Genomic DNA, 26,128 nt, shown 5'->3' on the forward strand with positions numbered 1-26,128 from the left:
CGCGCAGGCAAATTAAAAAATTAAAACAGCAAAACTAATAAATACCGGCTGCTTAACGGCGGCCGGTATTTTGCGTTGTAAGCATTTTTAAGTTATAATGAAGTTAATTATTGATAATAAAAAGGAGAACACTATGGTAAGCTGCGCATTGCTTTATAATTTTACCGGCAAAAAAGCCGAAATGACAAAAATGGTCTGCATGATGATGAACATCCGCTTTAAAAGCGTAGGGCAGGAGGATTACCACCAGCCGCTTGGCGCATTATTAGGCATGGAAGATGTTCCGCTGAAGGAAGCGAAAGCCGATAACGCGCCGATGGCGGAAGAAATGCTTTTACTGCACGGCTTTGGCGCGGACAAGCTGCAAAAGTTTTTAACGGCTTTGCAGCGCGTAGGCGTGGGGCGCATTGATTTAAAAGCCATGCTTACGGAAAATAACCGCACTTGGAGCGGCCTTGACTTGTACGAAGAACTGTGCAAGGAACGCGATGCTTTTAAGCAGATGGAAGAAGAAAAACGCAAACAAAAACAACAGGCCGAAGATAAAAAATAACAGCGTAAAAGCAAAAATCCCTGAAGTTCCAACGAATTTCAGGGATTTAGTATATTTATAAAGAATACTAATAAATTTTACACGCCGGTGCCGTCAAATTTGGGGATGAAATCTTCGCAGGCAGAATCGTCCTCCTGCACAAAGCCGTCCTCAATGCCGGTGTCGAACAGGTACTGCTCAACTTCTTTGTATTCTTCTTCCGTTACGCGGCGGTTAATTTCGGGGTAATCGGCGGCGCGCCCGCAGGGAATGTACTGGTGCATTAAACTGAACATTACTTCGCCGGGCTTAAAGGTTTTGGCAACCCAGTCGATAACTCCTTTGGTGTTTTCAACCATGCCGGGCATTAACAAATGGCGGATGATGACGCCGCTCTGCATAATGCCGTTACCGTCAAGCTTGTAGGGACCAACCTGCTTGTACATTTCTTTAATGGCGTCCGTGGCAATGCGGAAGTAGCTGGGCGCGTTGCTGTATTTTATGGCGGCAAGGTCGTCGCTGTATTTTAAATCGGGCAGCCAGATTTGTACTTTGCCTTTTAATTTGCGCAGTGTGTCCAGCGTTTCAAAGCCGCTGGTGTTGTACACAACCGGTACGGGCAGCGGTTCTTTAAGGCTTTCCAGCACGGCGTGGGTAAAATGGGTGGGCGTAACAAGGTTAATGTTGTTTGCGCCCTGGGCGATAAGTTCAAAATAAATTTCGCGCAGGCGTTCCACGGTAATTTCTTTGCCTTTGTTCATGCTGCTAATTTCGTAGTTCTGGCAAAATACGCAGTGCAGGTTGCAGCCGCTGAAAAACACGGTGCCGCTGCCTTTTTCGCCGCTGATGCAGGGTTCTTCCCAAAAGTGCAGGGCGGCGCGGGCAACAATGGGCTTAATGCCGCAGTGGCACGAGCCGAAAATTCCTTCCGCGTGCATATCGGCAGGGCGGTCAACACCGCAGCGGTGCGGGCAAACATAACATTCCATTTATAACACTTCCTTTTAATTGCTGCTTTTTTATATTGTACCACAGAATGAACGGGTTTGTATGTTTGTTTAACAGCGGTATAGACAAATCTGCGCCCATAAAAACTATACAGCAGTTTATTAACAAAGCTGACACTTGCAGCGCCTGCGGAACTCGCTGCGCTCAGACATCCTCGGCAAATGCCGCAAGTGTCACCAATTTTGTGACTGCCTGTTTTTATGATGTTGCAGTTTTGCCCATGCCGCTGTTTTTTATATCGAAAACGACGCATATTAAAGCTATACGTGAACGTGTATGTTTTTTTATGTTATGTAGTTTATAATTAAAATAATGTGGAGTAAGAATATGTTTTTGCAAGATAAAAATAAAGATTCGTTCTTAAAGAAAACTTCTGAACAAATTGAGGACAGCGTTGATGAAGCAATTTTTGAAGAAGCGTATGAAGAATATCTTAAAAATGGCAAAAAGAGCAGACCTGTTTCGGAACTTTGGAAAGAAGCAGGCGATTGATATAAAGTTTACAATTTGCAGCAGCTATAATTTGACAAAAAAGAACTGCAACTATATAATTTAAATATAAAGGCCATATAACTGACGGAAGTGGGTTAACCACATGGAGTATGGCCGGATTGAAGCCGACCGTCTGGGCAAACATAGTCCGGAAGTGCCGGCATTTTTAATTTACAGGGAGGAATTAACGTGAAGGAACTGCAATTAAAGTATGGCTGCAACCCTAACCAGAAAAAGGCACGTATTTTTATGAAAGACGGCGAGCTTCCTATTGAAGTATTAAACGGCCGCCCCGGATATATTAACTTTTTGGACGCATTCAACAGCTGGCAGCTTGTAAAAGAGCTGAAAGAGGCAACAGGCCTTCCCGCAGCGGCTTCTTTTAAACATGTAAGCCCCGCAGGCGCAGCAGTTGGCCTGCCTTTAAGCGATACCCTGAAAAAGATTTATTATGTTGACGACCTTGAACTCAGCCCGCTGGCAAACGCTTATGCCCGTGCGCGCGGTGCGGACAGAATGTCGAGCTACGGCGATTTTGTAGCACTCAGTGATGTTTGCGATGTGCAGACCGCCAAAATGCTGGCGCGCGAGGTTTCCGACGGCGTTATTGCTCCCGGTTATACCGACGAAGCACTGGAAGTTTTAAAAACCAAACGTAAAGGCACTTACAACATTATTAAAATTGACCCCGATTACAAACCGGCACTGACTGAAACCAAAGAAGTGTTTGGCATTACTTTCGAGCAGGACCGCAACGAAGCCAAAATTACGGCAGACCTGCTTGAAAACCGCCCGACCAAAAATAAAGAAATTCCCGAAAACGCTAAGCGCGACCTTTTAATTGCGCTTATTACCTTAAAATACACGCAGTCTAATTCCGTATGCTACGTTAAGGACGGACAGGCAATCGGCATTGGTGCAGGCCAGCAGTCCCGCGTACACTGCACGCGCCTTGCAGGCAACAAAGCCGATATCTGGTGGCTGCGCCAGAACCCTAAAGTTCTGGCACTGCCGTTTAAAGAAAACATTCGCCGCCCGGATCGCGACAACACCATTGACGTTTACATTTCCGACGACTATGAAGATGTGCTGGCAGACGGCGTATGGGAAAACTTCTTTACCGAAAAGCCGGAGCCTTTAACCCGCGAGGAGAAAAAAGCATGGATTGCCCAGCTTAAAGGCGTATCGCTCGGCAGCGACGCATTCTTCCCGTTTGGCGACAATATCGAACGCGCGCAGCGCAGCGGCGTTGAATATATCGCTCAGGCAGGCGGCAGCATCCGTGACGACAATGTTATTGAAACCTGCGATAAATACGGCATTGCCATGGCGTTTACCGGTCTCAGGCTGTTCCATCATTAATTTAAAGTTCAGCAAAAATTTAGATAACTTTGTTAAAAGTTGTTGAGCAAAAGCCGATTTTGTGGTACAATACTGAAAGTGTAATGTCAAAAAAAGCTACAGCTTTTAACATAAGGAGGACAAAATGGAATTTGCATTAACCGAAGAACAACTTGAACTGCAGGAAATGGTAAGGGAGTTTGTTGCCAAAGAAATTACCCCTTACGCTGCTGAAATGGACAGAGAAAACCATGCCAGAGAAGGACTGATGGAAAAAGCTGCCGATATGGGGCTTTTGAACGTAGTTGTTCCTGAAGAATATGGCGGAATGGGCCTTGACAGCGTTACTGTTGCCGTTATTTACGAAGAACTCGGCAAAGGCTGCGCAGGCGTTGCTACTTCTATCGCTGCAAATTCTCTTGCGTCCTATCCGATTCTGCTTGCAGGCACCGAAGAACAGAAAAAAGCTCACTGCGACCTTCTGAACGAAGGCAAGCTTGCTGCTTTTGCTCTTACCGAACCGGGCGCAGGCTCTGATGCAGGTGCGGTTTCCACTTCCGCGGTTAAAGACAAAGAAGCAGGCACCTACACCCTTAACGGCGCCAAAGCATTTATTACCAACGGCGGCATTGCCGATACTTACTTGGTATTTGCCAATACCCGCAAAACCGGCGGCATCCGCGGCTTAACCGCGTTTATCGTACCGAAAGGCACTCCGGGCTTTTCCGTTGGCAAAAAAGAAGACAAAATGGGCATCCGCCCGTCCAATACCTGCGAACTGATTCTGCAGGACGTTGTAATTCCCGAAGCTAACCGCGTAGGCCGCGAAGGCGAAGGCTTCCGCATTGCCATGAACACTCTTGACAATGCACGCCCGTTTGTTGGTGCTGTTTCCGTAGGTTTGGCACAGGCTGCACTTGACTGCGCAGTTAAATATGCCAAAGAACGCAAACAGTTCGGCCAGCCGATTGCTTCCTTCCAGATGATTCAGAACATGATTGCCGATATGGCAATGCGCATTGAAGCTGCCCGTATGCTGGTTTACAAAGCATGCTGGATGCGTGACCAGGGCATGGAATTCAGCAAGGAAGCTGCTATGGCAAAATGCTATGCAGCCGATACCGCTATGGAAGTAACCACCAACGCTGTACAGATTATGGGCGGTTACGGTTACAGCCGTGAATATCCGGTAGAAAAAATGATGCGCGACGCAAAAATTATGCAGATTTACGAAGGCACCAACCAGATTCAGCGCCTCGTTATCGCAAACAAAATTATATTCTGATTTTAAGCATACTGCCCGCTGCCGCTATGACAGCGGGCTTTTGTAATTTATGGCTGATTGAAAATAATTAAAGAGTAGTTTATAATAAGCATATAGCTTTATGTATAAATAAACAGTAAAGGTGAAACTATGTGGCTTTTTGTGCTGCCGCTTGCGGTAGTTATTTTAGACCAGTTTTCCAAATACATTGTAGTGGAAAACATGGCACTGGGAGAAAGCATTCCCATTATTGAAGAAGTTTTTCATTTAACGTATATTTTAAACCCCGGTGCGGCATTCGGAATGTTTGCCCATAACCGCCTGTTTTTTATTGCCATTGCCATCGTTGTAATTGGCATTATCATTTGGGCACGCAGGGAAATTTTAGCATCGCCGTGGGAGGTTAAAGCCGGCTGCGGCCTGTTTTTGGGCGGGGCAATAGGCAATTTAATTGACAGGGCGCGGCAGGGGCTGGTAATTGATTTTTTCGATTTCCGCATCTGGCCGGTGTTTAACATAGCAGATATTGCAATTTGTATTGGAGTTGGACTGATAATATGGAATTTACTGAAGACGGAATTGAAGCGGGATTAGAAACCGTAACGGCAGAAGCAGAAGACGCCGGTACAAGGGCTGACGTATTTCTGGCGGCAAAACTCGGCGTTTCGCGCAGCAATATGCAGAAGCTTTTGGAGGATGGGCGCGTAAAACGCGGCGAAAAAATTATAAAAGCCAATTACAAAGTACGCGCCGGTGAAATGTTTGTGGTGGATATTCCCGAACCGGAGCCGATTGAAGCCGTACCGGAAAACATTCCGCTGGATATAATTTACGAAGATGACGATGTGGTAGTGCTTAACAAGGCGCGCGGCATGGTTGTGCATCCTGCGCCGGGCAATTATACCGGTACGCTGGTAAACGCACTTTTGTATCATTGCAGCAACCTTTCGGGCATTAACAGCGCCATCCGCCCGGGCATTGTACACCGTTTGGATAAGGATACCAGTGGCATTATGATTGTAGCCAAAAACGATGCGGCGCATATTTCGCTTTCGCAGCAGATACAGAGCAAAACCGCTGTGCGCACTTACCTTGCCGTTGTACGCGGCAATATTAAAACCGACAGCGGCACGATAGAAACGCAGATTGCCCGCGATAAAACCGACCGCAAAAAAATGGCTGTGGTTAAAGAGGGCGGGCGTGACGCCATTACCGATTACGAAGTGCTGGAGCGCTTCGGCAAATACACGCTTGTGCGCTGCAAGCTGCGTACGGGGCGCACGCACCAAATCCGCGTGCACATGGAATATCTGGGCTATCCGCTTGTGGGCGACCCCAAGTATTCGCCCATGAAAACGCCGTTTGGCATAAAAGGGCAGGCGCTGCATTCGCACACGCTGGAATTTACGCACCCGCGCACCGGCGAACGCATGAAGTTTGAAGCGCCGCTGCCTGAGGACATGCATAAAATAATTACCCGTTTACATAACGGTCAATTTTAAATTTGGGGTGAAAACAATGAGCAATATTGTTAAGAAAAACGTTATTATGGACAGCGAAGCCATCAGAAGGGCGCTCGTCCGCATTGCGCACGAAATTATCGAGAAAAACAAAGGCGTTGAGGACGTTGTTATCGTCGGCATCCGCACACGCGGCGTACCTTTGGCGCAGCGCATTGCCGCCGAAATTAACGCTATTGAAAACTGCGAAATGACGGTAGGCATGCTTGACATTACCCTGTACCGTGATGACCTTTCCACGCTTGGTTACAATCCTGTGGTGCATGGCACCGATATTAACTTTGACTTAAGCGGCAAGCACGTTGTGCTGGTGGATGACGTTTTATATACAGGCCGTACAATCCGCGCTGCCCTTGATGCCGTTATCGACATGGGCAGGCCTAAAACAATTCAGCTTGCCGTGCTGGTAGACCGCGGTCATAAAGAGCTGCCCATCCGTGCGGATTATGTTGGCAAAAACGTGCCTACTTCGCAGAAGGAAACCATTGAAGTTGTGCTTAACGAGATTGACGGCACCGATGAAGTTTACATTGGTGAACGCGTAGATTAAAGGCAGTTAGTTACAGAGGAGGGGTAACTATGGCTAAAACACCGTTTGAACTTCGCAATGAAGTACTGGCACAGCGCGTTGTAAAAAATTTGCAGCGCCGTGCTTTTGACGCCTGCTACTGTGCAACAAAGGAAGAAGCACTTGAAAAGGCTTTAAGCCTGATTGACAAAGAGCAGTGTGTATCCTGGGGCGGCAGTATGACTTTGGAAGAAATGGGACTTTTGGAAACCTTGCGTACGCAGGGCTACAACATTATTGACCGCGATACCGCAAAAAGCCAGGAAGAACGCCTGGAGCTTCTGCGCAAGGCACTTACCTGCGATACCTATTTTATGAGCACCAACGCTATGAGCGAGGACGGCGTAATGGTGAATATCGACGGCACCGGCAACCGCGTGGCGGCAATGGTATTCGGCCCTAAAAGCGTAGTTGTTATTGCCGGCATCAACAAAGTGGTAAAAAGCTATGAGGACGCTGTGGCACGCGCACGCAACCTGGCAGCGCCGGTTAATGTACAGCGCTTTGCCAATTTTAACCCGCCGTGCAAAAATAACGGGCACTGCTTTAACTGCACCGCGCCCGACAGCATCTGCAACTTTATTTTAACCACCCGCAAAGGCAGCACCATGAACGCTCCTGCGCCGCGCATTAAAGTAATACTTGTCGGCGAAAGCCTTGGTTATTGATAAAAACAGCATAAGGCAAGTATAAAAATCCCTGCATGAAAGTGCGGGGATTTTTTACTGAAAAAAATTAAAAATTTTTGTAAAAAAGGCTTGCATTTTTGATAAAGCTGTATTATAATAACTCTTGTGTTCAGGAGAGCTGAGCACAAGGTAACTCCGGGATAGTGTAATGGTAGCACAAATGACTCTGGATCATTTTGTCTGGGTTCGAGTCCTAGTCCCGGAGCCATTTTTTTACGGCGCTATGGTCAAGAGGCTAAGACGTCGCCCTCTCAAGGCGAAATCACGGGTTCGATTCCCGTTAGCGCTACCAAATGGCTGACAATTTTTTTACGATAAATAAGCTCTGATATTTAAGTATCAGGGCTTTTGTTATTTTAGGCAAAAGTAAAAGCAGTGCCGCAATAACGGTACTGCTTTTAAAGTTTAGGCTTGTTTAAGTTAATGTATTTTTAATTCAGCGGTATTATATTTTATTTATTCCAGTTCCTTTAAGATATCGGGGAAGGGCTGGAGCGTGCGGCGCAGGATGCCGTTAATATAGGCAATGGCAATGCCGTAGTTGGTAATGGGCACGCCCTGGTTTTTGGCGCAGCTTATGCGGTGCTGCATTTCTTTTTCGTTAAGCATGCAGGCACCGCAGTGAATAATCATTTTGTACTTGGTTAAGTCTTCGGCGAAGGCAGTGCCGCTTGTCCATTCAAAGGCAGGTTCCGCACCGGTAAATTTCCTAATCCACGCCGGCAGTTTTACGGTGCCGATATCGTCGCACTGGCGGTGGTGCGTGCAGCCTTCGCTGATTAAAATGCGGTTGCCGTTTTTAATACGCTTCAGCATGTTTACGCCGCGCACTGCTTCTTTTAAATCGCCTTTGTAGCGTGCAAATAAAATGGAAAATGATGTCAGTAAAACATCATTTGGCACCGTTTTGGCAACAAAGCCGAAAACCTGGCTGTCGGTAATGATGATTTTCGGTTTTTCTTTCAGAGCGGCAAGGCAGCTTTCGAGCTGTTTGTCCTGCGTTACAAAAGCCGTTGCCCCAGCGTCCAAAAGCCCGCGTATAACCTGCTGCTGCGGCAGTATAAGCCTGCCTTTTGGGGCGGCGCTGTCTACCGGCACAACCAGTACGGCGGTATCGCCGGGGTTTACCAGGTCACCTACAAGCTGCTGCGTACTTTTTTTATCCGGCACAAGGGCGGCAAGGGAAAGGCGCAGTTCTGCAATATTTTGCCCGCTGACGGAACTTACGGCCATACATTTTACGCCGAGTATTTTTTCGTAATTTGTCAGGTCTGTTTCTTTTTCGGCTTTGGTAAAAACAGCTATAACCGGCAGCTTTTTTTCTGTAATGCGCGCAAGCAGCGCCGTATCTTCCTTATCAGGCCCAAGCGTGCTGTCGATAACGAGAATGGCAATATCGGTTTTGTTAAGTACCTGTACTGCTTTTTGTACACGCTGCGTGCCAAGCTCGCCTTCGTCGTCAATACCCGGGGTATCAATAATCATAACTGGCCCAAGCGGCAAAATTTCCATGGCCTTGTAAACGGGGTCGGTGGTAGTGCCTTTGGTGTCGGATACTATGGCGAGGTTTTGCCCTGTAATGGCGTTAATAAGGCTTGATTTGCCGGCGTTGCGTTTGCCGAAAATACCTATGTGGATGCGTTCCGAGGATGGGGTAGCGTTTAAATCCATAATAAAAGCCTTCTTTCTTATAAAAAAAGCACTGCATGGCGCAGTGCTTTGGTATTAGTCAACAAGTTCCAGGCGCGGATTCGGCAAATGCCTGCGTCCCTGTTTGGCACATTCTTTGCCGTCTACCATAACGATGTCGGCGGTAAAGTTGATGTTGCCGTCAAACAGGCTGCTGCCAACCGCATAAGTGTCAACCGGTACGCCGGCTGCTTCAAATTCGCGGATGCGTGCCGGGTTAAAGCCGCCGGAAACGATAATTTTTACATAGTCAAAGCCTTCGGCGTCAAGCGCGCGGCGTACGTTCCATACCAGTTCCTTGCATACGCCGGTTGGGTTAAACATGCCAAGCTGGCCAAGCAGGCTTTTGTCTACCATTGTTCCGCTGGTATCAAGGCGTACGCCTGCAAGATTTCTGCCAAGTTTGCGGGCAACGGCAAGAGCGGTGTTCACGCAGTCGTTGTCAAAATCTACCAGTGCAATGCGGGCAATTTTCGGGTCAACATATTTGTCAAAGGCTTCGGTTGCGGCAACGGTATTGCCGTTGTACGAAGCAATTAAAGCGTGGGGAATTGTGCCCAGACCTTTGCCGCCGCTGGCAAGAGCATTGGCGTCGGTGGAAAAGCCTTTAATGCCGCCGATTTTGGCTGCATAGCCGTCGCATTCCTGGGTCTGCCAGGTATCGTAGCGCGCGGGGAAGAACAGCACGGGTTTGCCGTTTGCAGCTTCTACCGTGCGGCGCACGTTGGTGGCAATGCGGCTCTGGCGTGCCAGAATGCCGAGGTAAACAGTTTCCAGATGGGCAAAGTCGGCAAGGTCGCCTTCAATGGTCATCAGGGTTTCCCATGGCTTAACCTCATCGCCGTCATGCAGGGCATGGATGGTGATGTTTTCGGGATTGTGTGCGCAGGTTTTAATCAGCGCTATTGTTTCGTCAATGCCGCATACAACGACATTTTCGCGGGTAAACACCTGCATCATAACGCGCGGGTGATGATTGTCGCCGTTTAAAATTTCTTCGGTACGCAGAAAATAGGCGTCCGAATAATAACCGGATTTAATTTTTTCAACGGGAAAATGAAAATGTTCAACAGGTAAACGTTTTTGCATAATAGCCTCCATATAAAATTACAAATATAAAATTATGGTTAATTTCTTTACTAATTGTTATTTATGATATATGATTTTGATAACAGGTTCAAGTTTTTTTACAAAATTTTTTCAAGAGGTTCGTTAAATGGCTGCATCAGCATGCAAATATACAATACTCCTGCTTTCGGCTCCGCTTGGCAGCGGCCATAAAATGGCGGCCGAAGCGCTGGAGGAGGCGTTTAAAAAACACGGCAACGTTAAAGTGGTCAACGGCAGTGCTTTTGATTTCTTCCCGAAGTGGCTGGGCAACATTATTTTGGGCGGCTACATCGGCATTTTAAAGCATATTCCGAAATTGTACGATATAGCGTACCACTGGAGCAACACCGGCAATAATTCTTTCTGGCTGCGCGATTTTTTAAACCTGCTGCTTTCTTATCTGGCGCAGGGGTTCATTAAAAAAACTTCGCCGGATGCGGTAATAGTAACGCATCCTACGCCGGCGGGGGTTATGGCACAGTACAAAAAACGCTGCGCGCCCGGGCTTTGGCTTGGTGCGGTAATAACCGATTTTAACTTTCACCACTGGTGGATTTACAAAGGGCTTGATGTTTATTTTACGGCGGACGAATCCATCCAGCCGCCGCCGGAACTCGGCATACCTGCCGTTGTAACCGGCATACCTGTGCGCAGTGCCTTCAGTGCGCCTTTTGAGCGCGAAAAGTGGCGCAGCAGGCTCGGCTATGCTGCCGATGATACCTTGTGCCTTGTAATGGGCGGGGGCGATGGCCTTTTGCCGATGCCGGAGCTTTTGCGCGCGCTTACGGAATGCCGCGATATTAAGGGCTTAAAAATAGCTGCCGTAACCGGGCATAACAGGAACTTAGCCGAAAAGCTGAAAAAAATGGCGCTGCCCGGCGTAATGGTGCTAGATTTTATTGCAGAACTGCCCCAGCTTCTGCGCAGCGCCGATATTGTAATAAGCAAGGCTGGCGGGCTTACCGCAGCAGAAACCCTTGCTATCGGCACCGAATTTATTTTATATGACCCATTGCCGGGGCAGGAGGTGCGCAACGCCGGTTACCTGTGCGAAAAATGCGAAGCAAAAATTGCCGCAACGCCGCAGGAGGTTTGCGGCTTTGTAAAAAAATATGCGGAGCTTGGCACGGAAGAAAAAAACGGCCTGCGGCGCAGGCGCAGGGCGGCTTACGGCAAACCTTACGCGGCAGACGCAGTGGCAGATTTTGTACTGAAAACGCTTGACGGGCTTGACCATAACTGATTTAGCAATTATAATGAAGTGAATTTGCGGATACAATACAGTATGGAGTGTGCTGCTTGGATAAATACTATTTTGCCGCGCTGTTTGCAGCCTTTGGCTCGCGCAGCGCAGAAATTGCAGAAGCGGCGGCGAAGTTTAAAAGCCCTGCCGAAGCATATATGGCTCCGCCGGAAGCATGGGCGGAAGCCGGAATTGATGAAAAAACCGTTAATAAATTTATTGCCAGAAGGGATTTTAATTATCCCGCCTGGCTGAAAGATTTTTGTTTGAATAACGGCGTAACAATTTTAACGCCGGAAGATGATGCTTACCCTTACAGCTTAAAGCAAATCGCATCGCCCCCGCAGGTGCTGTACGTTAAAGGCAGCCTGACCGATTTACGCGGCAGTATCGGCATTGTCGGTTCGCGCGAGGCTTCCGGCTATGGCCTTAAAGCTGCCGATGCCTTTGCGGCAGACCTTGCAGCGGCAGGCGTTGTTATTGTAAGCGGCGGCGCAAAAGGCATAGACACGGCTGCACACAGGGGTGCACTTGCGGCAGGCGGCATAACCGTTGCCGTTTTGGGCTGCGGAATTGACATTGCCTACCCGGCAGCCAATAAAAATTTATTTGCACAAATTTGTGAACGCGGCGCGCTTGTTACGGAATACCCTCCGGGAACACCGCCTGCTGCGTATAATTTTCCGGCGCGCAACCGCATAATTAATGGCATGACGCACGGCATACTCGTGGCAGAAGCCGCAAAAAAAAGCGGCGCCATGATTACCGCCGAATATGCGCTTGAAGAAGGGCATGAAGTTTACTGCGTGCCCGGCAGCATTTTTCTGCCAACGAGCATTGGCTGCCACAGCCTTATAAAAAGCGGTGCGCAGCTTGTAGACAGGCCGGAGGACATACTTGAAAGCCTCAAACTGGCAAGCTTCCCTCAGCAGCCGGCATTGTTCGCCAGCGGGAACGGGGAAGATGAACTTGATGATAACGCAAAAGCGGTTTTAAAAATTTTAAGTTTTGAACCGCTTTCGCTTGAAGAAATACTTGAAAAAAGCGGCCTTGGGCTGGCGGAAGCCGGCATGGGGCTTTTGGATTTGGAGATGCGCGGCAAGGTGGCGCAAACCGCCGCCCGCAGTTATTACCTGCTTTAGGAGGACGTTTAATGGCTAAAAACCTGGTTATTGTGGAATCTCCCGCCAAATCAAAAACAATAGAAAAATTTCTGGGGCGCAATTATACTGTGCGCGCTTCCATGGGGCATCTGCGCGATTTGCCGAAAAGCATTTTCGGCGTGGATGTAGAAAACGGATTTCAGCCCAAGTACATCAATATCCGCGGCAAGGGAGAACTGATTAAGGAATTGAAAACAGCAGCCAAAAAGGCTGATAAAGTTTATATCGCAACTGACCCTGACCGCGAAGGCGAAGCTATCGGCTGGCATCTGGCATATATTTTGGGGCTTGACCCTGAAAGCAGCTGCCGCATTGAGTTTCATGAAATTACGCCGGGCGCTGTAAAAGAAGCATTGAAGCACCCGCGCAAGATTGACCTTGACATGGTTGACGCCCAGCAGACGCGCCGCATTATCGACCGCATTGTGGGCTACCAGTTAAGCCCGCTTTTGTGGCGCAAAATACGCAAAGGGCTCAGTGCCGGGCGCGTGCAGACAGTAGCCGTAAAAATTATCTGCGACAGGGAAAAGGAAATTGCCAACTTTGTGCCGCAGGAATACTGGACTATTACGGCGCGCCTGCGCGAGAACGACAAAGCGCCCATTTTTGACGCCGACGTTATTAAATTTAACGGCAAGAAGCTTGAAATAAATAATGCGGAAGAAGCCGCCAAGGCAGAAGCTGCACTGAAAGAAGCCGCTTATATTGTTGAAAAGGCAGATAAAAAAGAACGCAAACGCAACCCGCTGCCGCCGTACACCACCAGCAGCCTGCAGCAGGATGCCGTAAAAAAACTGAACTTTTCTACCAAAAAAACCATGCTGCTGGCACAGCAGCTTTATGAAGGCGTAAATGTCGGCAAGGGCGGCGCCGTCGGCCTTATTACTTATATGAGAACCGACTCCGTGCGCCTTTCGGATGTGGCTACGGCCGAGCTGCGCAGCTTTATAGGCAGTACTTACGGCGCAGAATATGTACCGGCAGGCGTTAATGTTTACAGCAGCAAAAAGAACGCGCAGGACGCGCATGAAGCCATCCGCCCGACATCTGTGGAACGCACGCCGGAAGCTGTGGCGCAGTACCTTACCAAAGACCAGCTTAAGCTTTATACCTTAATCTGGAAACGCACCGTTGCCTGCCAGATGAAAGCCGCCGTGTACGATGTTACAACTCTTTTAATCGGCGCGGCAGGCTACCAGCTGCGTGCAGGCGGGGCAGTGCTTAAGTTTGACGGCTTTTTAAAATTAAGCGACAAAAAAGAACTGGCAGGCGAGAAGGAAAAAGAAGTTCCGTATCTGCCGGAACAAACGCCGCTTAAGCTGCATAAACTTATGCCGGCAGAGCAGCACTTTACCGAGCCGCCCCCGCATTTTACCGAAGCAACGCTTGTTAAGGAACTGGAAGAAAAGGGCATAGGCCGCCCGAGTACCTATTCGCCTACCATTCAAACCATCCTTGACCGCGGCTATATCGTTAAGGACGGCAAAAAGCTCGTTTCCACAGAGCTTGGCGAACTGATAGTCAACATGCTGACTACTTATTTTAAAGATATTATCAACATTCCGTTTACGGCAAACCTTGAAACCGAGCTTGACGAAATTGCCGAGCACGAAGCCAATAAGGAAACCGTGCTGGAAAACTTCTACGAGCCTTTTTCACATCTTCTGCAAAAGGCGGATAAAGAAATAGAAACCGTTGAAGCGCCGGTGGAAGTAAGCGACGTAAAATGCGAAAAATGCGGGCGCATGATGGTATATAAACAGGGCCGCTACGGTAAGTTCCTGGCGTGCCCCGGTTTTCCGGAATGCCGCAATACCAAGCCGATACTGAAAAAAATCGGCGTAAAATGCCCGGACTGCGGCGGCGATATTATCGAGCGCAAAACAAAAACTCGCAAGGTATTTTACGGCTGCTCCAACTATCCGGAGTGCAAGTTTACCTCCTGGGACAAGCCGACAGAGCAGCATTGCCCCAAATGCGGACATATTTTATATGAAAAAACAGACAGAAACGGCAACAAAAAGTTATTCTGCACAAACGAAAACTGTGAAGATGCCGTAAAAACTTATAAAGGAAAGGCGGCAGCCAATGCAAAAAGTAAATGAGCCGGTACACGTTATCGGCGCAGGGCTGGCGGGGTGCGAGGCTGCATGGCAGCTTGCGCGGCGCGGCGTGCCGGTTATACTGTACGAAAAAAGGCCGCTTAAATCGGACGCGGCACATAAAACCGATAAATTTGCGGAGCTTGTGTGCAGCAATTCGCTGCGCGCAGGCAATATAGAAAACGCCGTCGGGCTTTTAAAAGAAGAAATGCGCCGCCTTAATTCCGTTATCATGGCCTGCGCCGACGAACATAAAGTGCCGGCAGGTGGTGCTTTGGCGGTAGACCGTGAAGGTTTTGCGGAAGCCGTTACGCAGAAAATTAAAAACCATCCGTTAATTACGGTTAAAAACGAAGAAGTTACAAGCCTTGCGGCGCTTGAAGGCGTTGTAATTACCGCTACCGGCCCGCTGACGGACGGCGCGCTGGCAGAAGAAATTGCGCAGCTTGCCGGTGAAGATTACTTTCACTTTTTTGATGCGGCAGCGCCGATAGTAACAGCCGATTCCCTTGATTACAGCAAGGTTTACCGTGCTTCGCGCTATGATAAGGGCGACGCAGATTATTTAAACTGCCCCTTTGAAACCAAAGAGGAATATGTTGCCTTTTGGGAAGCGCTGCGTACGGCGGAGCTTGCCCCCGTAAAGGATTTTGAAAAAGAAGTGTTTTTTGAAGCCTGCATGCCCATTGAAGAAATGGCGCGCCGCGGGGAAGACACCATGCGCTTCGGGCCGTTAAAACCGGTTGGGCTGGTGGACAAGCGCACCGGCAAGGAGGCTTATGCCGTTGTGCAGCTGCGGCAGGATGACGTTGCGGCTTCGCTTTATAATATCGTCGGTTTCCAGACTCACCTTAAATGGGGCGAGCAGAAGCGTGTATTCGGTATGATTCCGGGGCTTGAAAATGCAGAGTTTGTGCGTTACGGCGTAATGCATAAAAATACCTATATCAATTCTCCCAAACTTTTAAATGCCGACTTCAGCCTGCGCATTCAGCCGCGTTTATTCTTCGCAGGTCAGTTCACCGGTGTGGAAGGCTATGTTGAATCGGCAGCGTCCGGGCTTATGGCAGGCATCCATGCCGCACGCAGGGTGCTGGGGCAGCCGTCGGTTGATTTTCCGCCGGAAACGGCACATGGGGCACTGGCGCATTACATCAGCAGCCCGGAAATTAAAAATTTCCAGCCGATGAATGTTAATTTTGGCTTAATTCCGCCGCTCGGCAAGCGCGTACGCGGCAAAAAGATAAAAAATGCAATGATTGCCGAAAGGGCGCTTGAAGCACTGGCAGAGGTGCAGAAACAATTAAATACCGGGCTTTAAAATGCGGTAAAATATGAGGCAGCGGCTTTAAAACCGCTGCTTTTTGCGTTTTTGGGCTTTGCAAAAAATAAAAACGCAGAAAATTTAAAAAATATGGATAGCAATTATTGAAATTGTTTAACAATTATGATACTATAATTTTACTTTAAAAGAGGGATATTTATGAAAGAAGCAGCAAACGCATATCCGGAAGTGCATAAATTTTTGCAGTACCTTGCAGTTGAAAAAAATACTTCTGCGCTTACGGTAAAAAATTATGCGGCAGATATAGACATATTTGCCGGATTTTTAAAAACACGTTATCCCGGCGGCTTTAACTGGCAGGAAATAAACGTGCTGGATATCCGTTCCTATCTGGCTGACATGAACGGCAAAAAATATGCGCGCACAACCATTGCCCGCAGAATATCTGCCCTGCGTTCTTTTTATAAATACCTGCAAAGAGAAAACAAAGTAAAGCAGAATCCTTTTGTAAAAGTGCGGACACCGAAACTTGAAAAGCACCTGCCCGTATTTTTGGAGGAGTTTGAAGTTAACGAGCTTTTGGAACTGCCCGATACAACAGGTGAACTGGGCCTGCGTGACCAGGCAGTGCTGGAACTTTTGTATGCCACCGGCTGCCGTGTTTCGGAGCTGGTAGGGCTTACGCTTGATACGATTGACCTTGGCAATATGTTTGTGCTGCTGCACGGCAAAGGCAATAAAGACAGGCTGGTGCCTATTGGCCATACCTGCCGCGAAGCTGTAGAAAAATACCTTAACGGGGCAAGGCAGGCCTTAATGGCACGCTATAACGCCGCACCGCACGATAAACTGCTGGTTAACCGCCTGGGCGGTCCGCTTACGGACCGCAGCGTACGCCGCATACTTGATAAATATATTAAAAAGCTGGCCTTAAGAAAAAATGTTTCGCCGCATACAATACGGCATACCTTTGCCACTCATTTGCTGGACCACGGTGCGGATTTGAGGGCGGTGCAGGAGCTTTTGGGCCATGCTAATCTGTCAACTACTCAGATTTATACGCATGTAACGACGGAGAGGATTACTTCTGTTTATGAGAAGAATTTCCCGCGCGCGTAGATTGGAGGGGCTATTGTGGAACTTTTAGAAAAAACAAGAAAAATCAACAAATTGCTTCAGCGCGGTGAGAAAGTGGAATTTAATGCCATTGCCCGCCTGCTGAAGGACGTTATAGTGGCTAATGTCTATATTGTCGGCCGTAAGGGCGGCATTAAAGGCTATGCGCTGCTTGACGATTTTGAATGTGATATTATGCGCGAGCAGGTGCTTGATGTAAAGCGTTTTCCTCCGTCTTACCTTAATTTTATAATGGAAACAAGGGAAACTGTTTCCAATATCGGCCATGTAAACGAGGAATGCTCCTTTTTAAAGGGCACCAAATGCTATTTTGGCGATAAGCGTACAACAATTGTGCCTATTTACGGCAACGGCGAGCGTATCGGCACTTTAATTGTTGCCAAGTATGACCGTGAATTTAATGACGAAGATTTGCTGCTGGCCGAATACGCGGCGGCTGTTATCGGCGTTGAAATTCTGCATGAGCGTGCAGCGCGCGTGGAAGAAGAAGCCCGCAAAAAAGCCATGGTGCAGATAGCCTTCTCCACACTTTCGTTTTCGGAGCTGGAGGCCATTAACAGCATTATGGAAGCGCTTAACGGCACGGAAGGGCTGCTGGTTGCTTCTAAAATTGCCGACAGCGTTGGCATTACGCGTTCCGTTATTGTAAACGCGTTAAGAAAGTTTGAAAGCGCCGGTTTGATAGAAACAAAATCCCTCGGCATGAAGGGGACTTATATACGCGTTAAAAACGAGTTTTTACTGGACGAACTGAAAAAAGAACATAAATAACAGCAGTGGTAGTATGCCAAAGGAGGCTGAAAATATGGAAGAAGCAGTTTTGTTTAGTGTTGAAAACCATGTAGCAACCATTACGCTGAACCGCCCGAAAAGCCTGAACTCCATGAATGACAAGCTTATTGACGGTTTGCACGAAGCTCTTGACAGGGCAGAGCAGGATGAAGAAATCCGCTGCGTAGTGCTTACCGGCAGCGGCAAGGCCTTTTGTGCAGGCGGCGACCTGCCGTTTTTGGAAGCATTGCCCGATGCCGGTGCCCGCCGTGCCTTTATTATTAAAGTGGGCGCGGTTGCCAAACGCATTACAACTATTGACAAACCGTTTATTGCCATGGTTAACGGAGTTGCGGCCGGTGCAGGCGTTAATTTGATGCTGGCCTGTGATTTGGTATATGCCGCTGATACTGCACGTTTTGCGCAGAGTTTTGCCAAGGTTGGCCTGATACCCGATTGCGGCGGCCTGTACTTTTTGCCGAAAGCAGTTGGCGTACACCGTGCCAAGGAACTGATGTTTACCGCCGATTTGATTGACGCCGCTGCGGCAGAACGCTTCGGCATGCTGAACCATGTATGCACTGCGGAAGAACTGCAGGGCGCAGTTTATAAAATGGCGGCAAGGCTTGCTGAATCGGCACCGCTTTCGCTGGCGCTGATTAAAAAGTACGTTAACAATACTGCCATGAGCCTTGACGATGTGCTTGATACGGAAGCCGTAGCCCAGACTCTCTGCATGGCAACGGAAGACTGCCGCGAAGGCATAGCCGCTTTTAAAGAAAAACGCGCACCGCGTTTTACCGGTAAATAAAATATTTGCAAAAAACGGGGCTGTCTGTTACAGTCCCGTTTTCTTTTTTATAAAAATACGTTATAATAATATTATTGTTTAGTTTGTTTTAGTGGAGGGTTTTATGTTTGATTTTAGTTCGATGATTTATACGGTACCGGCACTTTTAATTGCCATTACCATACATGAGTATGCCCATGCCCTTACGGCAGATGCCATGGGTGACCCTACGCCGCGTTATCTTGGGCGTTTAACCTTTAACCCTCTGGCGCATCTTGATATTTTGGGCGCAATAATGCTGGCCTTGTTCCATTTCGGCTGGGCAAAGCCGGTTGCCATTAACCCCAATAATTTCCGCAACAGGCGCGAAGGCATGATAAAAGTATCTCTGGCAGGGCCTGCTGCTAATTTGTTTTTATGTTTTCTTGCGGCTCTGATTATGGTTTCCATGCAGAGATTGCATGTTTTAACCCCCGGCGTCAGCGCGTTTTTGTTGTGGACTATGCAGTATAACGTATGGTTTGCCTTTTTTAACCTGCTGCCCATACCGCCGCTGGACGGTTCACGCCTGCTGGATGAATTTTTGCCGCCGCAGACTGCATACAAATATAACAGTTTTGTAGGGCGTTACGGTTTTTATATTCTTATAGCCCTTGTGGCAAGCGGGCTTATCAGCTATATTATTACGCCGTTTGCTTTGGCTTATTTAGAGCTCATCAACACTGTTTTAGGAATATTTTTCTGATATTAACGAAGGGATTGCCGCCATATTGGCAGGGCTTAAAGGCCGGGCAGTATAATTTATGGCAGATTTATCTTTAAAAGTCAGTGATTTTGAAGGCCCGCTGGACCTTTTAATGTACCTTATCGAAAGAGATAAAATAGATATTTACGATATTCCCATAGCGGAAATTACAGAGCAGTACATTGCTTATTTATCCGCCATGGCGGAATTTGACATGGAAATTGCCAGTGAGTTTCTGGTAATGGCGGCAACACTTCTGCAGATAAAATCGAGAATGCTTTTGCCGAAACCTGTGCCCGAAACCGACGAGGAAGAAGCAGACCCGCGCACCATGCTGGTGGAGATGCTGATTGAGTACAGGCGCATTAAAGCGTGTGCGGCAAAACTTACCGAAATGAAAACGGCGGCGGAGCGTTACGTTTACCGCAGGCCGCTGGCAGAAGGCAGGATAAACCGCAGCATTGCACAGTATCAGGCGGGCGATTTGGTAAAAAGCCTGTTGGCGCTTTTGGCTGCCGGGCACGAAACCACGGCTTTTATTGAGCGTCAGGAGTTCAGCGTGCAGGAAAAAATGGCAGAAATTGTCAGCCTGCTTAAGCGCCGTTTAAACGGTGTGGAATTTAAAGAAGTTTTCAGCAGCACTGGCTCGCGCAGTGAAAAAATAGCCGGATTTTTAGCGCTTTTGGAACTGCTGAAGCTGAACATTATAAATATAACGCAGACGGAGCCTTTTGCGCCGATATACATATTCCTGCACCGGGAGGGCGAAAACAATGTTTCATGAATATTTGCAGGGCTCTCTGGAGGCTTTGCTGTTTGCGGCAGGCGAGCCGCTTACGGTAGCACAGATTGCCGGTATTATGCAGCTTGACAAGCCGCAGGTGTGGGAACTTTTAACCATGCTTGAAGAAAGCTACAATGAAGAAAACCGCGGCTTATGCCTGCGCAAAGTGGCGGGCGGCTATCAGCTGTGCGCCAAGCCCCAGCATTATGCCCTTTTAAAACAGCTGGAGCGCGTGCAGGAAGTAAAATTATCGGCAGCGGCAATGGAAACTTTGGCCATTGTTGCGTTTAAGCAGCCGGTAACGCGCGGCGAAATGGAAGCTATCCGCGGTGTTAAGGTGGACGGCGTTGTAAATACGCTTCTGGAATACGGGCTTATCTGCGAAGCAGGGCGCAAGGAAGCGCTCGGACGCCCGATTCTTTACGCAACGACAGATAAATTTTTGCTTACTTTCGGGCTTAATTCACTGAAGGATTTGCCTGCTTTGCCGGATGAGGACAGCAGCGGGCCTGAACAGATTTCGCTTTTGGACAGTCTGAAAGATACAGACAGCAATATACAAAATGACGGAGTATAATACATGGAAGAACGATTGCAGAAAGTGCTGGCGGCAGCCGGCGTTGCTTCGCGGCGCGAAGCAGAAAAATATATACTTGGCGGCAGAGTGAAGGTTAACGGCAAAGTCGTTAAAGAACTCGGCACCAAGGTTGATGAAAAATGCTTTATTACCGTTGACGGCAAGCCCATTAAACGTGAGCGTAAGGCATATTATTTGTTTTACAAACCGCGCGGAGTGGTAACAACCATGAGCGACCCGCAGGGCAGGCGCACCGTGGCCGATTATGTTAAGGATCTGTCGCAGCGCGTGTTCCCCGTTGGCAGGCTTGACTATAACACGGAAGGGCTTTTGCTTTTAACAAATGACGGCGCGCTGGCGCAGGGGCTGATGCACCCGAGCCGTGAGGTAAACAAAACTTACCGCGTGGGCGTGCCGGGCATTGTGCCGCAGGAAAAGCTCGATTTGCTGCGCCTTGGCGTTAAACTTGATGACGGTGTGACGGCTCCTGCCGTTGTAACGCTTCTGGAATATGACCACGAAAGAAATATGACATATTTTGATATTACCATACATGAAGGGCGCAACCGCCAAATCCGCCGTATGTGCGATTATATCGGCTTTCCGGTGCGCAATCTTAAACGCATTAAGTTTGGCACGCTCAGCTTAAAGGGTTTAAGCAAGGGCAAAATGCGCGAACTTAACGAGGACGAGGCAGAAACTTTAAAAAAGGCGGCAAAGCTTAATGGCTAATGTACTTGTTATCGGCGGCGGGGCTGCGGGCCTTTTGGCAGGCATTGCCGCAGCACAGAGCGGCGCCCAAACCGTAATTTTAGAGAAAATGCGCCGCCCCGGCAAAAAAATACTTATTACCGGCAAGGGGCGCTGCAATATTACCAATAACTGCGATTTGCAGGAAATTATTAAAAACATACCCGGCAACGGCCGCTTTTTAAACAGTGCGCTGCGCCGCTTTACCAATCAGGATATTGTGCAGCTTCTGGAGGATAACGGCCTGCCTACCAAGGTTGAACGCGGCGGCAGGGTGTTTCCTGTAAGCGACAAGGCGGCTGACGTTGTTGATACTCTTGTTAAAATTTATAAAAACTATGGCGGCAGGCTGCTTACAGACTGCAAAGTAAAAAGCATTACGGCAGAATTCGGCAAAATAACGGGCGCTGTAACTGCCGACGGGCAGAAATTTGCGGCCGACGCCGTTATTCTGGCGGCAGGCGGGTCATCTTACCCGGGCACCGGCAGCGACGGCAGCGGCGTGAAACTTGCCAAAGCGTTGGGGCACACCATTGTACCGCTGGCGCCAAGCCTGGTTCCGCTTGAAAGCGATTCGCCCTACATTGCAGGATTGCAGGGCTTAAGCCTGCGCAATATAGAAGGCACCGTTTATGCGGACGGCAAAAAAATAGGCTCGGAGTTCGGTGAAATGCTCTTTACGCATTTCGGCGTATCGGGCCCGATAATACTTTCGCTGAGTAAATGCGTGGCGGAAGCCTTTGCCAAAGGCGCGCATGATGTTGAACTTGCTATTGATTTAAAGCCTGCGCTTGATAAAGACAAGCTGGACGCGCGTTTGCAGCGCGATTTTACGCAGTACAGCCGCAAGCAAATGCCCAACGGCATGAAGGATTTGTTGCCGCAGAGGCTTATTGCGCCGGTGCTTGACCAGGCGTTTATTGATGAAGAAAAATTTGTCAACCAGCTTTCGCGCGCAGAACGCCGCCGCCTTGTTGATGTTTTAAAAGCGTTTACAGTACCCATTACCGGCACAAGGCCGATAGCGGAAGCCATTGTAACGGCGGGCGGCGTAAGCCTGAAGGAAATAGACCCTAAAACAATGGAATCAAAATTAATAAAAGGGCTGTTTTTTGCGGGCGAAGTAATGGATATCGACGGTTATACGGGCGGCTATAATTTGCAGGCGGCGTTTTCTACTGGTTATGCCGCAGGCACCTTTGCCGCACAAATATAAAAACAGGTGGGGATAAAATGAATGCACAAAAACCGGTAATTGCCATCGACGGCCCGGCCGGTGCCGGAAAAAGCACCATAGCCAAACTGGTCGCAGGCAAACTTGGTTACATTTATATTGATACCGGGGCCATGTACCGCTCCGTTGCGTGGAAGTTTCTGCAAACGGAAAAACCGTTCAGCCCGGAGCTGGTAGAAAAACTGGCGCAGGAAATGGTAATTACTTTTAAGCCCGAAGCAAACGCCAACCGCGTTTTTGTTGACGGCACGGAAGTTACGGAAGCAATCCGTTCTCCGGAAGTAACGGCCGTTGTTTCCAAAGTATCCGCCGTGGGCGGCGTGCGTGCTGAAATGGTAAACCAGCAGCGCCGTATGGGCGAAGCCGGCGGCGTTGTTATGGACGGGCGTGACATTGGCACCGTGGTGTTTCCTCATGCACAGGTAAAAATATTTTTAACGGCCAGCGTTAAGGAACGCGCTATGCGTCGCTATAAAGAAATGCTTGCCAAAGGCGAAAAAGTTGATTTGGCAGAACTTGAGAAACAAATCGCTTTCCGCGACAAACAGGACAGCGAACGCGAAATTGCTCCGCTTAAACAGGCTGACGATGCTGAGTTTTTAGATACTTCCGATATGACGATAGACGAAGTGGCAGAGCATATTTTAAAAGCAGTACAGGAGAAATAAGATGCTGTATTCATTTTTGGATGTTGTACTGGGAATTTTGTTTAAAATTTTTCTGCGTCTTGAAGTACACGGCGCGGAAAATATTCCCAAAACAGGCCCGCTTGTTATAGCAAGCAACCATTTAAGCCTGCTCGACCCGCCGGTTATTGGCGTTGCGGCACCGCGAAAGGTGCATTTTATGGCCAAGCGCGAACTTTTCGTGCCGGTGCTCGGCTATATTTATAAAACTCTTGGCGCGTTTCCCGTTAACCGCGGCGGCGCGGACAGGGCGGCAATCAAGCACGGCATTGAAATTCTGCAAAGCGGCGAGGTGCTGGCGATATTCCCCGAAGGGACGCGCAGCAAAACCGGGCAGCTTGGCAAACTTGAACCCGGCGCACTGATGATGGCAGGCAAAACAAACGCCGTTATTGTGCCGACGGCAGTAAGCGGCACCGATATCAAGCGCTGCGGTAGGCTGTGGCCTAAGGTTGTTGTAAAATTCGGCACGCCGGTGCCTTTTCCGCCGGTTGGCTTAAATAAAGAAGTTTTGCAGGATTTGACAGATAAATTAACGGCAGACATAAAAGCTCTGCAGGGAGTGAAGTAACATGCAGGTGTTTGTGGCAGAGCCATGCGGCTTTTGCTATGGAGTTAAGCGCGCGGTGGATATGGCGCGCGGCGAATGCGGCAAAGAAACGCACGCGGCAACCTTGGGGCCGCTTATACATAATCCGCAGCTTACGGCGGAGCTGGCAGCAGGCGGAGTAAGCTGCTGTGACAGCCTTGACAGTTTTAAAAATGGTGATACGGTTATTTTCCGTTCGCACGGAGTTGGGCCTGAAGTTTACGCCGCTGCGGAAGAAAAAGGGCTGAATATTATTGATGCAACCTGCCCGCATGTGCGCGCAGCACAGTTAAAAGCAAAAAAATTGGCCGACGAAGGATATTTTGTTATAATTATCGGAGAAAAAAATCATCCTGAAGTAAAAAGTATCTCGGCATGGGCAGGAAAAAATGCTATAATAGTAGAATATAATAAAGATATTGCCGGTATACCCGTTGCAGATAAATATGGAGTTACGATTCAGACTACTTTTGAGCTGGCAAAATTTGAAGAACTGCTTGCCGGAATTCAAAAAGAAAGGCCGGGAGAGTACAAAATAGAAAAAACTATCTGTACGGCAACAAGCGAGCGTCAGAATGCTGCGGGGGAACTTGCGGAAAAAGTTGATGCATTTATTGTTATCGGCGGTAAAAACAGCGCCAACACAAGGCATTTATATGATATTGTGTCTGCACGCTGTAAAATTGCATACCACATCGAAACGGCTGCGGAATTAAAACCGGAAATGTTTCGTGGTTGCACCAAAATTGGCATAACGGCCGGTGCTTCGACGCCGGACCGATTAATCAAGGAGGCTTTATTTGTAATGGAAAACATGGAAAACATGGAATCTTTTGAAAGTATGCTGGAGCAGAGTTGGGAAAACAACGACATTTATCCCGGCAAAATCGTGAAGGCTACTGTTATTCAAAAAGATAAGGATGAAGTTTATGTAGACTTTGGCTATATGAAAGAAGGCGCCATTGCTTACAGCGAATGGGCTGCCGGAGATCCTGAAGAAGTAGCAAAAACAATTAATGTAGGCGACGAAGTTGAAGCAAAGGTTATTCCCGGCACTTCCAAAGATGATTTTGTACGCCTTTCCAAAATCCGTGCTGAGCAGGACGCAGCATGGAAAAACGTTCCCGAACTTGCTGAAGGCGAAAAACGCCCGGCAACCGTTAAAGTTCTGCGCGTAATTAAAAACCGCCAGAAAAACATTGTAGGCCTTGCAGTTGCAGTTGAAGGCGTTGAAGGCTTTATGCCCGCATCCCATGTTGAACTGAAACGCGTTGAGGACTTCACTCCGTATATCGGCCAGGAACTGGAAGCAGAAATTATTGAAGTTGACACTGCTAAAAAACGCCTGGTAGTTTCCCGCCGCGATTTGCTGCGCGCTGAACGCGAAGCAAAAGCACAGGCATGGCGCGAAGCTAAAGCTGCCAGAGCTGCAGAACGTGCAGCAGCACGCGAAGCTGCTGAAGAAGAAGCATACAACAGCGTTGAAGAAGGCCAGGTTGTACCGGGTAAAGTTCTGCGCATTGCTGATTTCGGCCTGTTTGTAGAAGTAGGCAAAGGCCTTGTTGGTCTTGTTCACAATACCGAACTTTCCTGGGACCGCAACGTAAAAGCAAGCGATTTCGAACCAGAAACCGAAGTTACCGTTCTCATTAAGAAAATTGACCGCGAAAACAAACGCGTTGCCCTCAGCATTAAAGCTACTCAGGAAGATCCCTGGGTAACCGAAGCAAACGCACTTCCGGAAGGCGCTATCGTTAAAGGCATTGTAACCCGTTTCCTGCCTTTCGGCGCTATCGTTAAAGTAACCGACAGGGTAGAAGGACTTGTACACGTATCCGAAATTGCCGATACCCGCGTTGAAAAACCGGAAGACGTTCTTGAAGCAGGCCAGGAAGTTGTTGTTAAAGTTATCAAAAAAGATATGGAACACAAAAAAATCGGCCTGAGCATTGCCAAAGCTGCCAAAGAAAAAGAAAAAGCAGAATACAGTGCTTACCTTAACAACAAACCGGAACTGACTCTTGACCTTTCCGAACAGCTTGAAACTTTAAAATAATTT

General features: G+C 48.3%; 26 protein-coding genes, 2 tRNA genes and 1 riboswitch. Of the genes, 25 read left to right on the forward strand and 3 right to left on the reverse strand.

The features are described from left to right. Positions 1 to 133: 133 nt before the first annotated feature. Entirely contained in the window at positions 134 to 553 is a 420-nt protein-coding gene (locus tag M3079_RS00890; protein ID WP_249076651.1) for a DUF3783 domain-containing protein, read from the forward strand. A 77-nt stretch (positions 554 to 630) separates the two neighbouring features. Here M3079_RS00890 and M3079_RS00895 read toward each other — a convergent pair whose 3' ends face one another. Next, on the reverse strand, positions 631 to 1,521 hold the full coding sequence (locus M3079_RS00895) for a radical SAM protein (RefSeq protein WP_249076652.1): 891 nt from the start codon (positions 1,519 to 1,521) through the stop codon (positions 631 to 633). A 346-nt stretch (positions 1,522 to 1,867) separates the two neighbouring features. Between M3079_RS00895 and M3079_RS00900 the strand changes: the two genes are divergently transcribed. From M3079_RS00900 to M3079_RS00940, 9 genes are all read left to right on the forward strand, one after another. Further along, positions 1,868 to 2,032 (forward strand): DUF6290 family protein, encoded by a 165-nt coding sequence (locus tag M3079_RS00900; protein WP_249076653.1) that lies wholly within the window; start codon positions 1,868 to 1,870, stop codon positions 2,030 to 2,032. A 67-nt stretch (positions 2,033 to 2,099) separates the two neighbouring features. After that, positions 2,100 to 2,178: riboswitch (ZMP/ZTP riboswitch) on the forward strand. Positions 2,179 to 2,221: 43 nt separating this feature from the next. Next, entirely contained in the window at positions 2,222 to 3,394 is a 1,173-nt protein-coding gene (locus tag M3079_RS00905; RefSeq protein ID WP_249076654.1) for a phosphoribosylaminoimidazolecarboxamide formyltransferase, read from the forward strand. Positions 3,395 to 3,518: 124 nt separating this feature from the next. Beyond that, positions 3,519 to 4,658 carry an acyl-CoA dehydrogenase family protein gene (locus tag M3079_RS00910; RefSeq protein ID WP_249076655.1) on the forward strand — a complete coding sequence of 380 codons (1,140 nt, stop codon included), beginning with the start codon at positions 3,519 to 3,521 and terminating at the stop codon, positions 4,656 to 4,658. Positions 4,659 to 4,787: 129 nt separating this feature from the next. Next, a complete protein-coding gene (gene lspA / locus M3079_RS00915) occupies positions 4,788 to 5,231 on the forward strand; it encodes a signal peptidase II (RefSeq protein ID WP_249076656.1) in 444 nt (147 codons plus the stop codon). Then, a complete protein-coding gene (locus M3079_RS00920) occupies positions 5,195 to 6,139 on the forward strand; it encodes an RluA family pseudouridine synthase (RefSeq protein ID WP_021716832.1) in 945 nt (314 codons plus the stop codon). The genes lspA and M3079_RS00920 overlap by 37 nt, the downstream gene beginning before the upstream one ends. Positions 6,140 to 6,155: 16 nt before the next feature. After that, positions 6,156 to 6,707 (forward strand): bifunctional pyr operon transcriptional regulator/uracil phosphoribosyltransferase PyrR, encoded by a 552-nt coding sequence (gene pyrR, locus M3079_RS00925; protein ID WP_021716831.1) that lies wholly within the window; start codon positions 6,156 to 6,158, stop codon positions 6,705 to 6,707. A 29-nt stretch (positions 6,708 to 6,736) separates the two neighbouring features. Beyond that, positions 6,737 to 7,393: a lactate utilization protein gene (locus tag M3079_RS00930; protein WP_249076657.1), complete on the forward strand. Its 657-nt coding sequence runs from the start codon at positions 6,737 to 6,739 to the stop codon at positions 7,391 to 7,393. A gap of 155 nt (positions 7,394 to 7,548) precedes the next feature. Continuing rightward, positions 7,549 to 7,622 (forward strand) — tRNA-Gln (locus tag M3079_RS00935). A 9-nt stretch (positions 7,623 to 7,631) separates the two neighbouring features. Further along, positions 7,632 to 7,706: transfer RNA gene (locus M3079_RS00940), tRNA-Glu, on the forward strand. 164 nt (positions 7,707 to 7,870) lie between these two features. Here M3079_RS00940 and hydF read toward each other — a convergent pair. Beyond that, positions 7,871 to 9,085, reverse strand: coding sequence for a [FeFe] hydrogenase H-cluster maturation GTPase HydF (gene hydF, locus M3079_RS00945; protein WP_249076659.1), 1,215 nt, complete (start codon positions 9,083 to 9,085; stop codon positions 7,871 to 7,873). Positions 9,086 to 9,139: 54 nt separating this feature from the next. After that, a complete protein-coding gene (locus tag M3079_RS00950) occupies positions 9,140 to 10,192 on the reverse strand; it encodes a nicotinate phosphoribosyltransferase (protein ID WP_021716827.1) in 1,053 nt (350 codons plus the stop codon). Positions 10,193 to 10,319: 127 nt separating this feature from the next. Between M3079_RS00950 and M3079_RS00955 the strand changes: the two genes are divergently transcribed. From M3079_RS00955 to ispH, 15 genes are all read left to right on the forward strand, one after another. Further along, the gene (locus M3079_RS00955; RefSeq protein ID WP_249076661.1) at positions 10,320 to 11,456 is read left to right on the forward strand and encodes a glycosyltransferase; all 1,137 of its coding nucleotides are present in this window, start codon (positions 10,320 to 10,322) and stop codon (positions 11,454 to 11,456) included. Positions 11,457 to 11,512: 56 nt separating this feature from the next. Continuing rightward, positions 11,513 to 12,598: a DNA-processing protein DprA gene (gene dprA / locus M3079_RS00960; protein WP_249076662.1), complete on the forward strand. Its 1,086-nt coding sequence runs from the start codon at positions 11,513 to 11,515 to the stop codon at positions 12,596 to 12,598. An 11-nt stretch (positions 12,599 to 12,609) separates the two neighbouring features. Further along, positions 12,610 to 14,724, forward strand: coding sequence for a type I DNA topoisomerase (topA, locus tag M3079_RS00965; RefSeq protein ID WP_249076664.1), 2,115 nt, complete (start codon positions 12,610 to 12,612; stop codon positions 14,722 to 14,724). Further along, on the forward strand, positions 14,708 to 16,042 hold the full coding sequence (gene trmFO, locus M3079_RS00970) for a methylenetetrahydrofolate--tRNA-(uracil(54)-C(5))-methyltransferase (FADH(2)-oxidizing) TrmFO (protein WP_249076665.1): 1,335 nt from the start codon (positions 14,708 to 14,710) through the stop codon (positions 16,040 to 16,042). The genes topA and trmFO overlap by 17 nt, the downstream gene beginning before the upstream one ends. A gap of 162 nt (positions 16,043 to 16,204) precedes the next feature. Further along, entirely contained in the window at positions 16,205 to 17,125 is a 921-nt protein-coding gene (gene xerC, locus M3079_RS00975; protein WP_249076667.1) for a tyrosine recombinase XerC, read from the forward strand. A 12-nt stretch (positions 17,126 to 17,137) separates the two neighbouring features. Continuing rightward, on the forward strand, positions 17,138 to 17,914 hold the full coding sequence (gene codY, locus M3079_RS00980; protein ID WP_044897031.1) for a GTP-sensing pleiotropic transcriptional regulator CodY: 777 nt from the start codon (positions 17,138 to 17,140) through the stop codon (positions 17,912 to 17,914). A 34-nt stretch (positions 17,915 to 17,948) separates the two neighbouring features. After that, the gene (locus M3079_RS00985; RefSeq protein ID WP_249076669.1) at positions 17,949 to 18,725 is read left to right on the forward strand and encodes an enoyl-CoA hydratase-related protein; all 777 of its coding nucleotides are present in this window, start codon (positions 17,949 to 17,951) and stop codon (positions 18,723 to 18,725) included. A 103-nt stretch (positions 18,726 to 18,828) separates the two neighbouring features. Then, positions 18,829 to 19,449 (forward strand): site-2 protease family protein, encoded by a 621-nt coding sequence (locus M3079_RS00990; protein ID WP_249076671.1) that lies wholly within the window; start codon positions 18,829 to 18,831, stop codon positions 19,447 to 19,449. A 58-nt stretch (positions 19,450 to 19,507) separates the two neighbouring features. Then, positions 19,508 to 20,233: a segregation/condensation protein A gene (locus tag M3079_RS00995; protein WP_249076673.1), complete on the forward strand. Its 726-nt coding sequence runs from the start codon at positions 19,508 to 19,510 to the stop codon at positions 20,231 to 20,233. Further along, a complete protein-coding gene (scpB, locus tag M3079_RS01000; protein WP_249076674.1) occupies positions 20,223 to 20,810 on the forward strand; it encodes an SMC-Scp complex subunit ScpB in 588 nt (195 codons plus the stop codon). The genes M3079_RS00995 and scpB overlap by 11 nt, the downstream gene beginning before the upstream one ends. A gap of 3 nt (positions 20,811 to 20,813) precedes the next feature. Continuing rightward, entirely contained in the window at positions 20,814 to 21,542 is a 729-nt protein-coding gene (locus tag M3079_RS01005; protein WP_249076675.1) for a pseudouridine synthase, read from the forward strand. Further along, entirely contained in the window at positions 21,535 to 22,776 is a 1,242-nt protein-coding gene (locus M3079_RS01010) for an NAD(P)/FAD-dependent oxidoreductase (protein WP_249076676.1), read from the forward strand. Before M3079_RS01005 ends, M3079_RS01010 begins: the two co-directional genes overlap by 8 nt. A 17-nt stretch (positions 22,777 to 22,793) precedes the next feature. Further along, on the forward strand, positions 22,794 to 23,462 hold the full coding sequence (cmk, locus tag M3079_RS01015) for a (d)CMP kinase (RefSeq protein ID WP_249076677.1): 669 nt from the start codon (positions 22,794 to 22,796) through the stop codon (positions 23,460 to 23,462). A gap of 1 nt (position 23,463) precedes the next feature. Then, positions 23,464 to 24,051 carry a lysophospholipid acyltransferase family protein gene (locus M3079_RS01020; protein WP_249076678.1) on the forward strand — a complete coding sequence of 196 codons (588 nt, stop codon included), beginning with the start codon at positions 23,464 to 23,466 and terminating at the stop codon, positions 24,049 to 24,051. Position 24,052: 1 nt separating this feature from the next. Next, positions 24,053 to 26,125, forward strand: coding sequence for a 4-hydroxy-3-methylbut-2-enyl diphosphate reductase (gene ispH / locus M3079_RS01025; RefSeq protein WP_249076679.1), 2,073 nt, complete (start codon positions 24,053 to 24,055; stop codon positions 26,123 to 26,125). Positions 26,126 to 26,128: the final 3 nt, after the last annotated feature.

Origin of the sequence: Phascolarctobacterium sp. ET69 (genome assembly GCF_023336935.1) — a bacterium.
Taxonomy (GTDB): Bacteria; Bacillota; Negativicutes; order Acidaminococcales; family Acidaminococcaceae; genus Fusicatenibacter_A; species Fusicatenibacter_A intestinipullorum.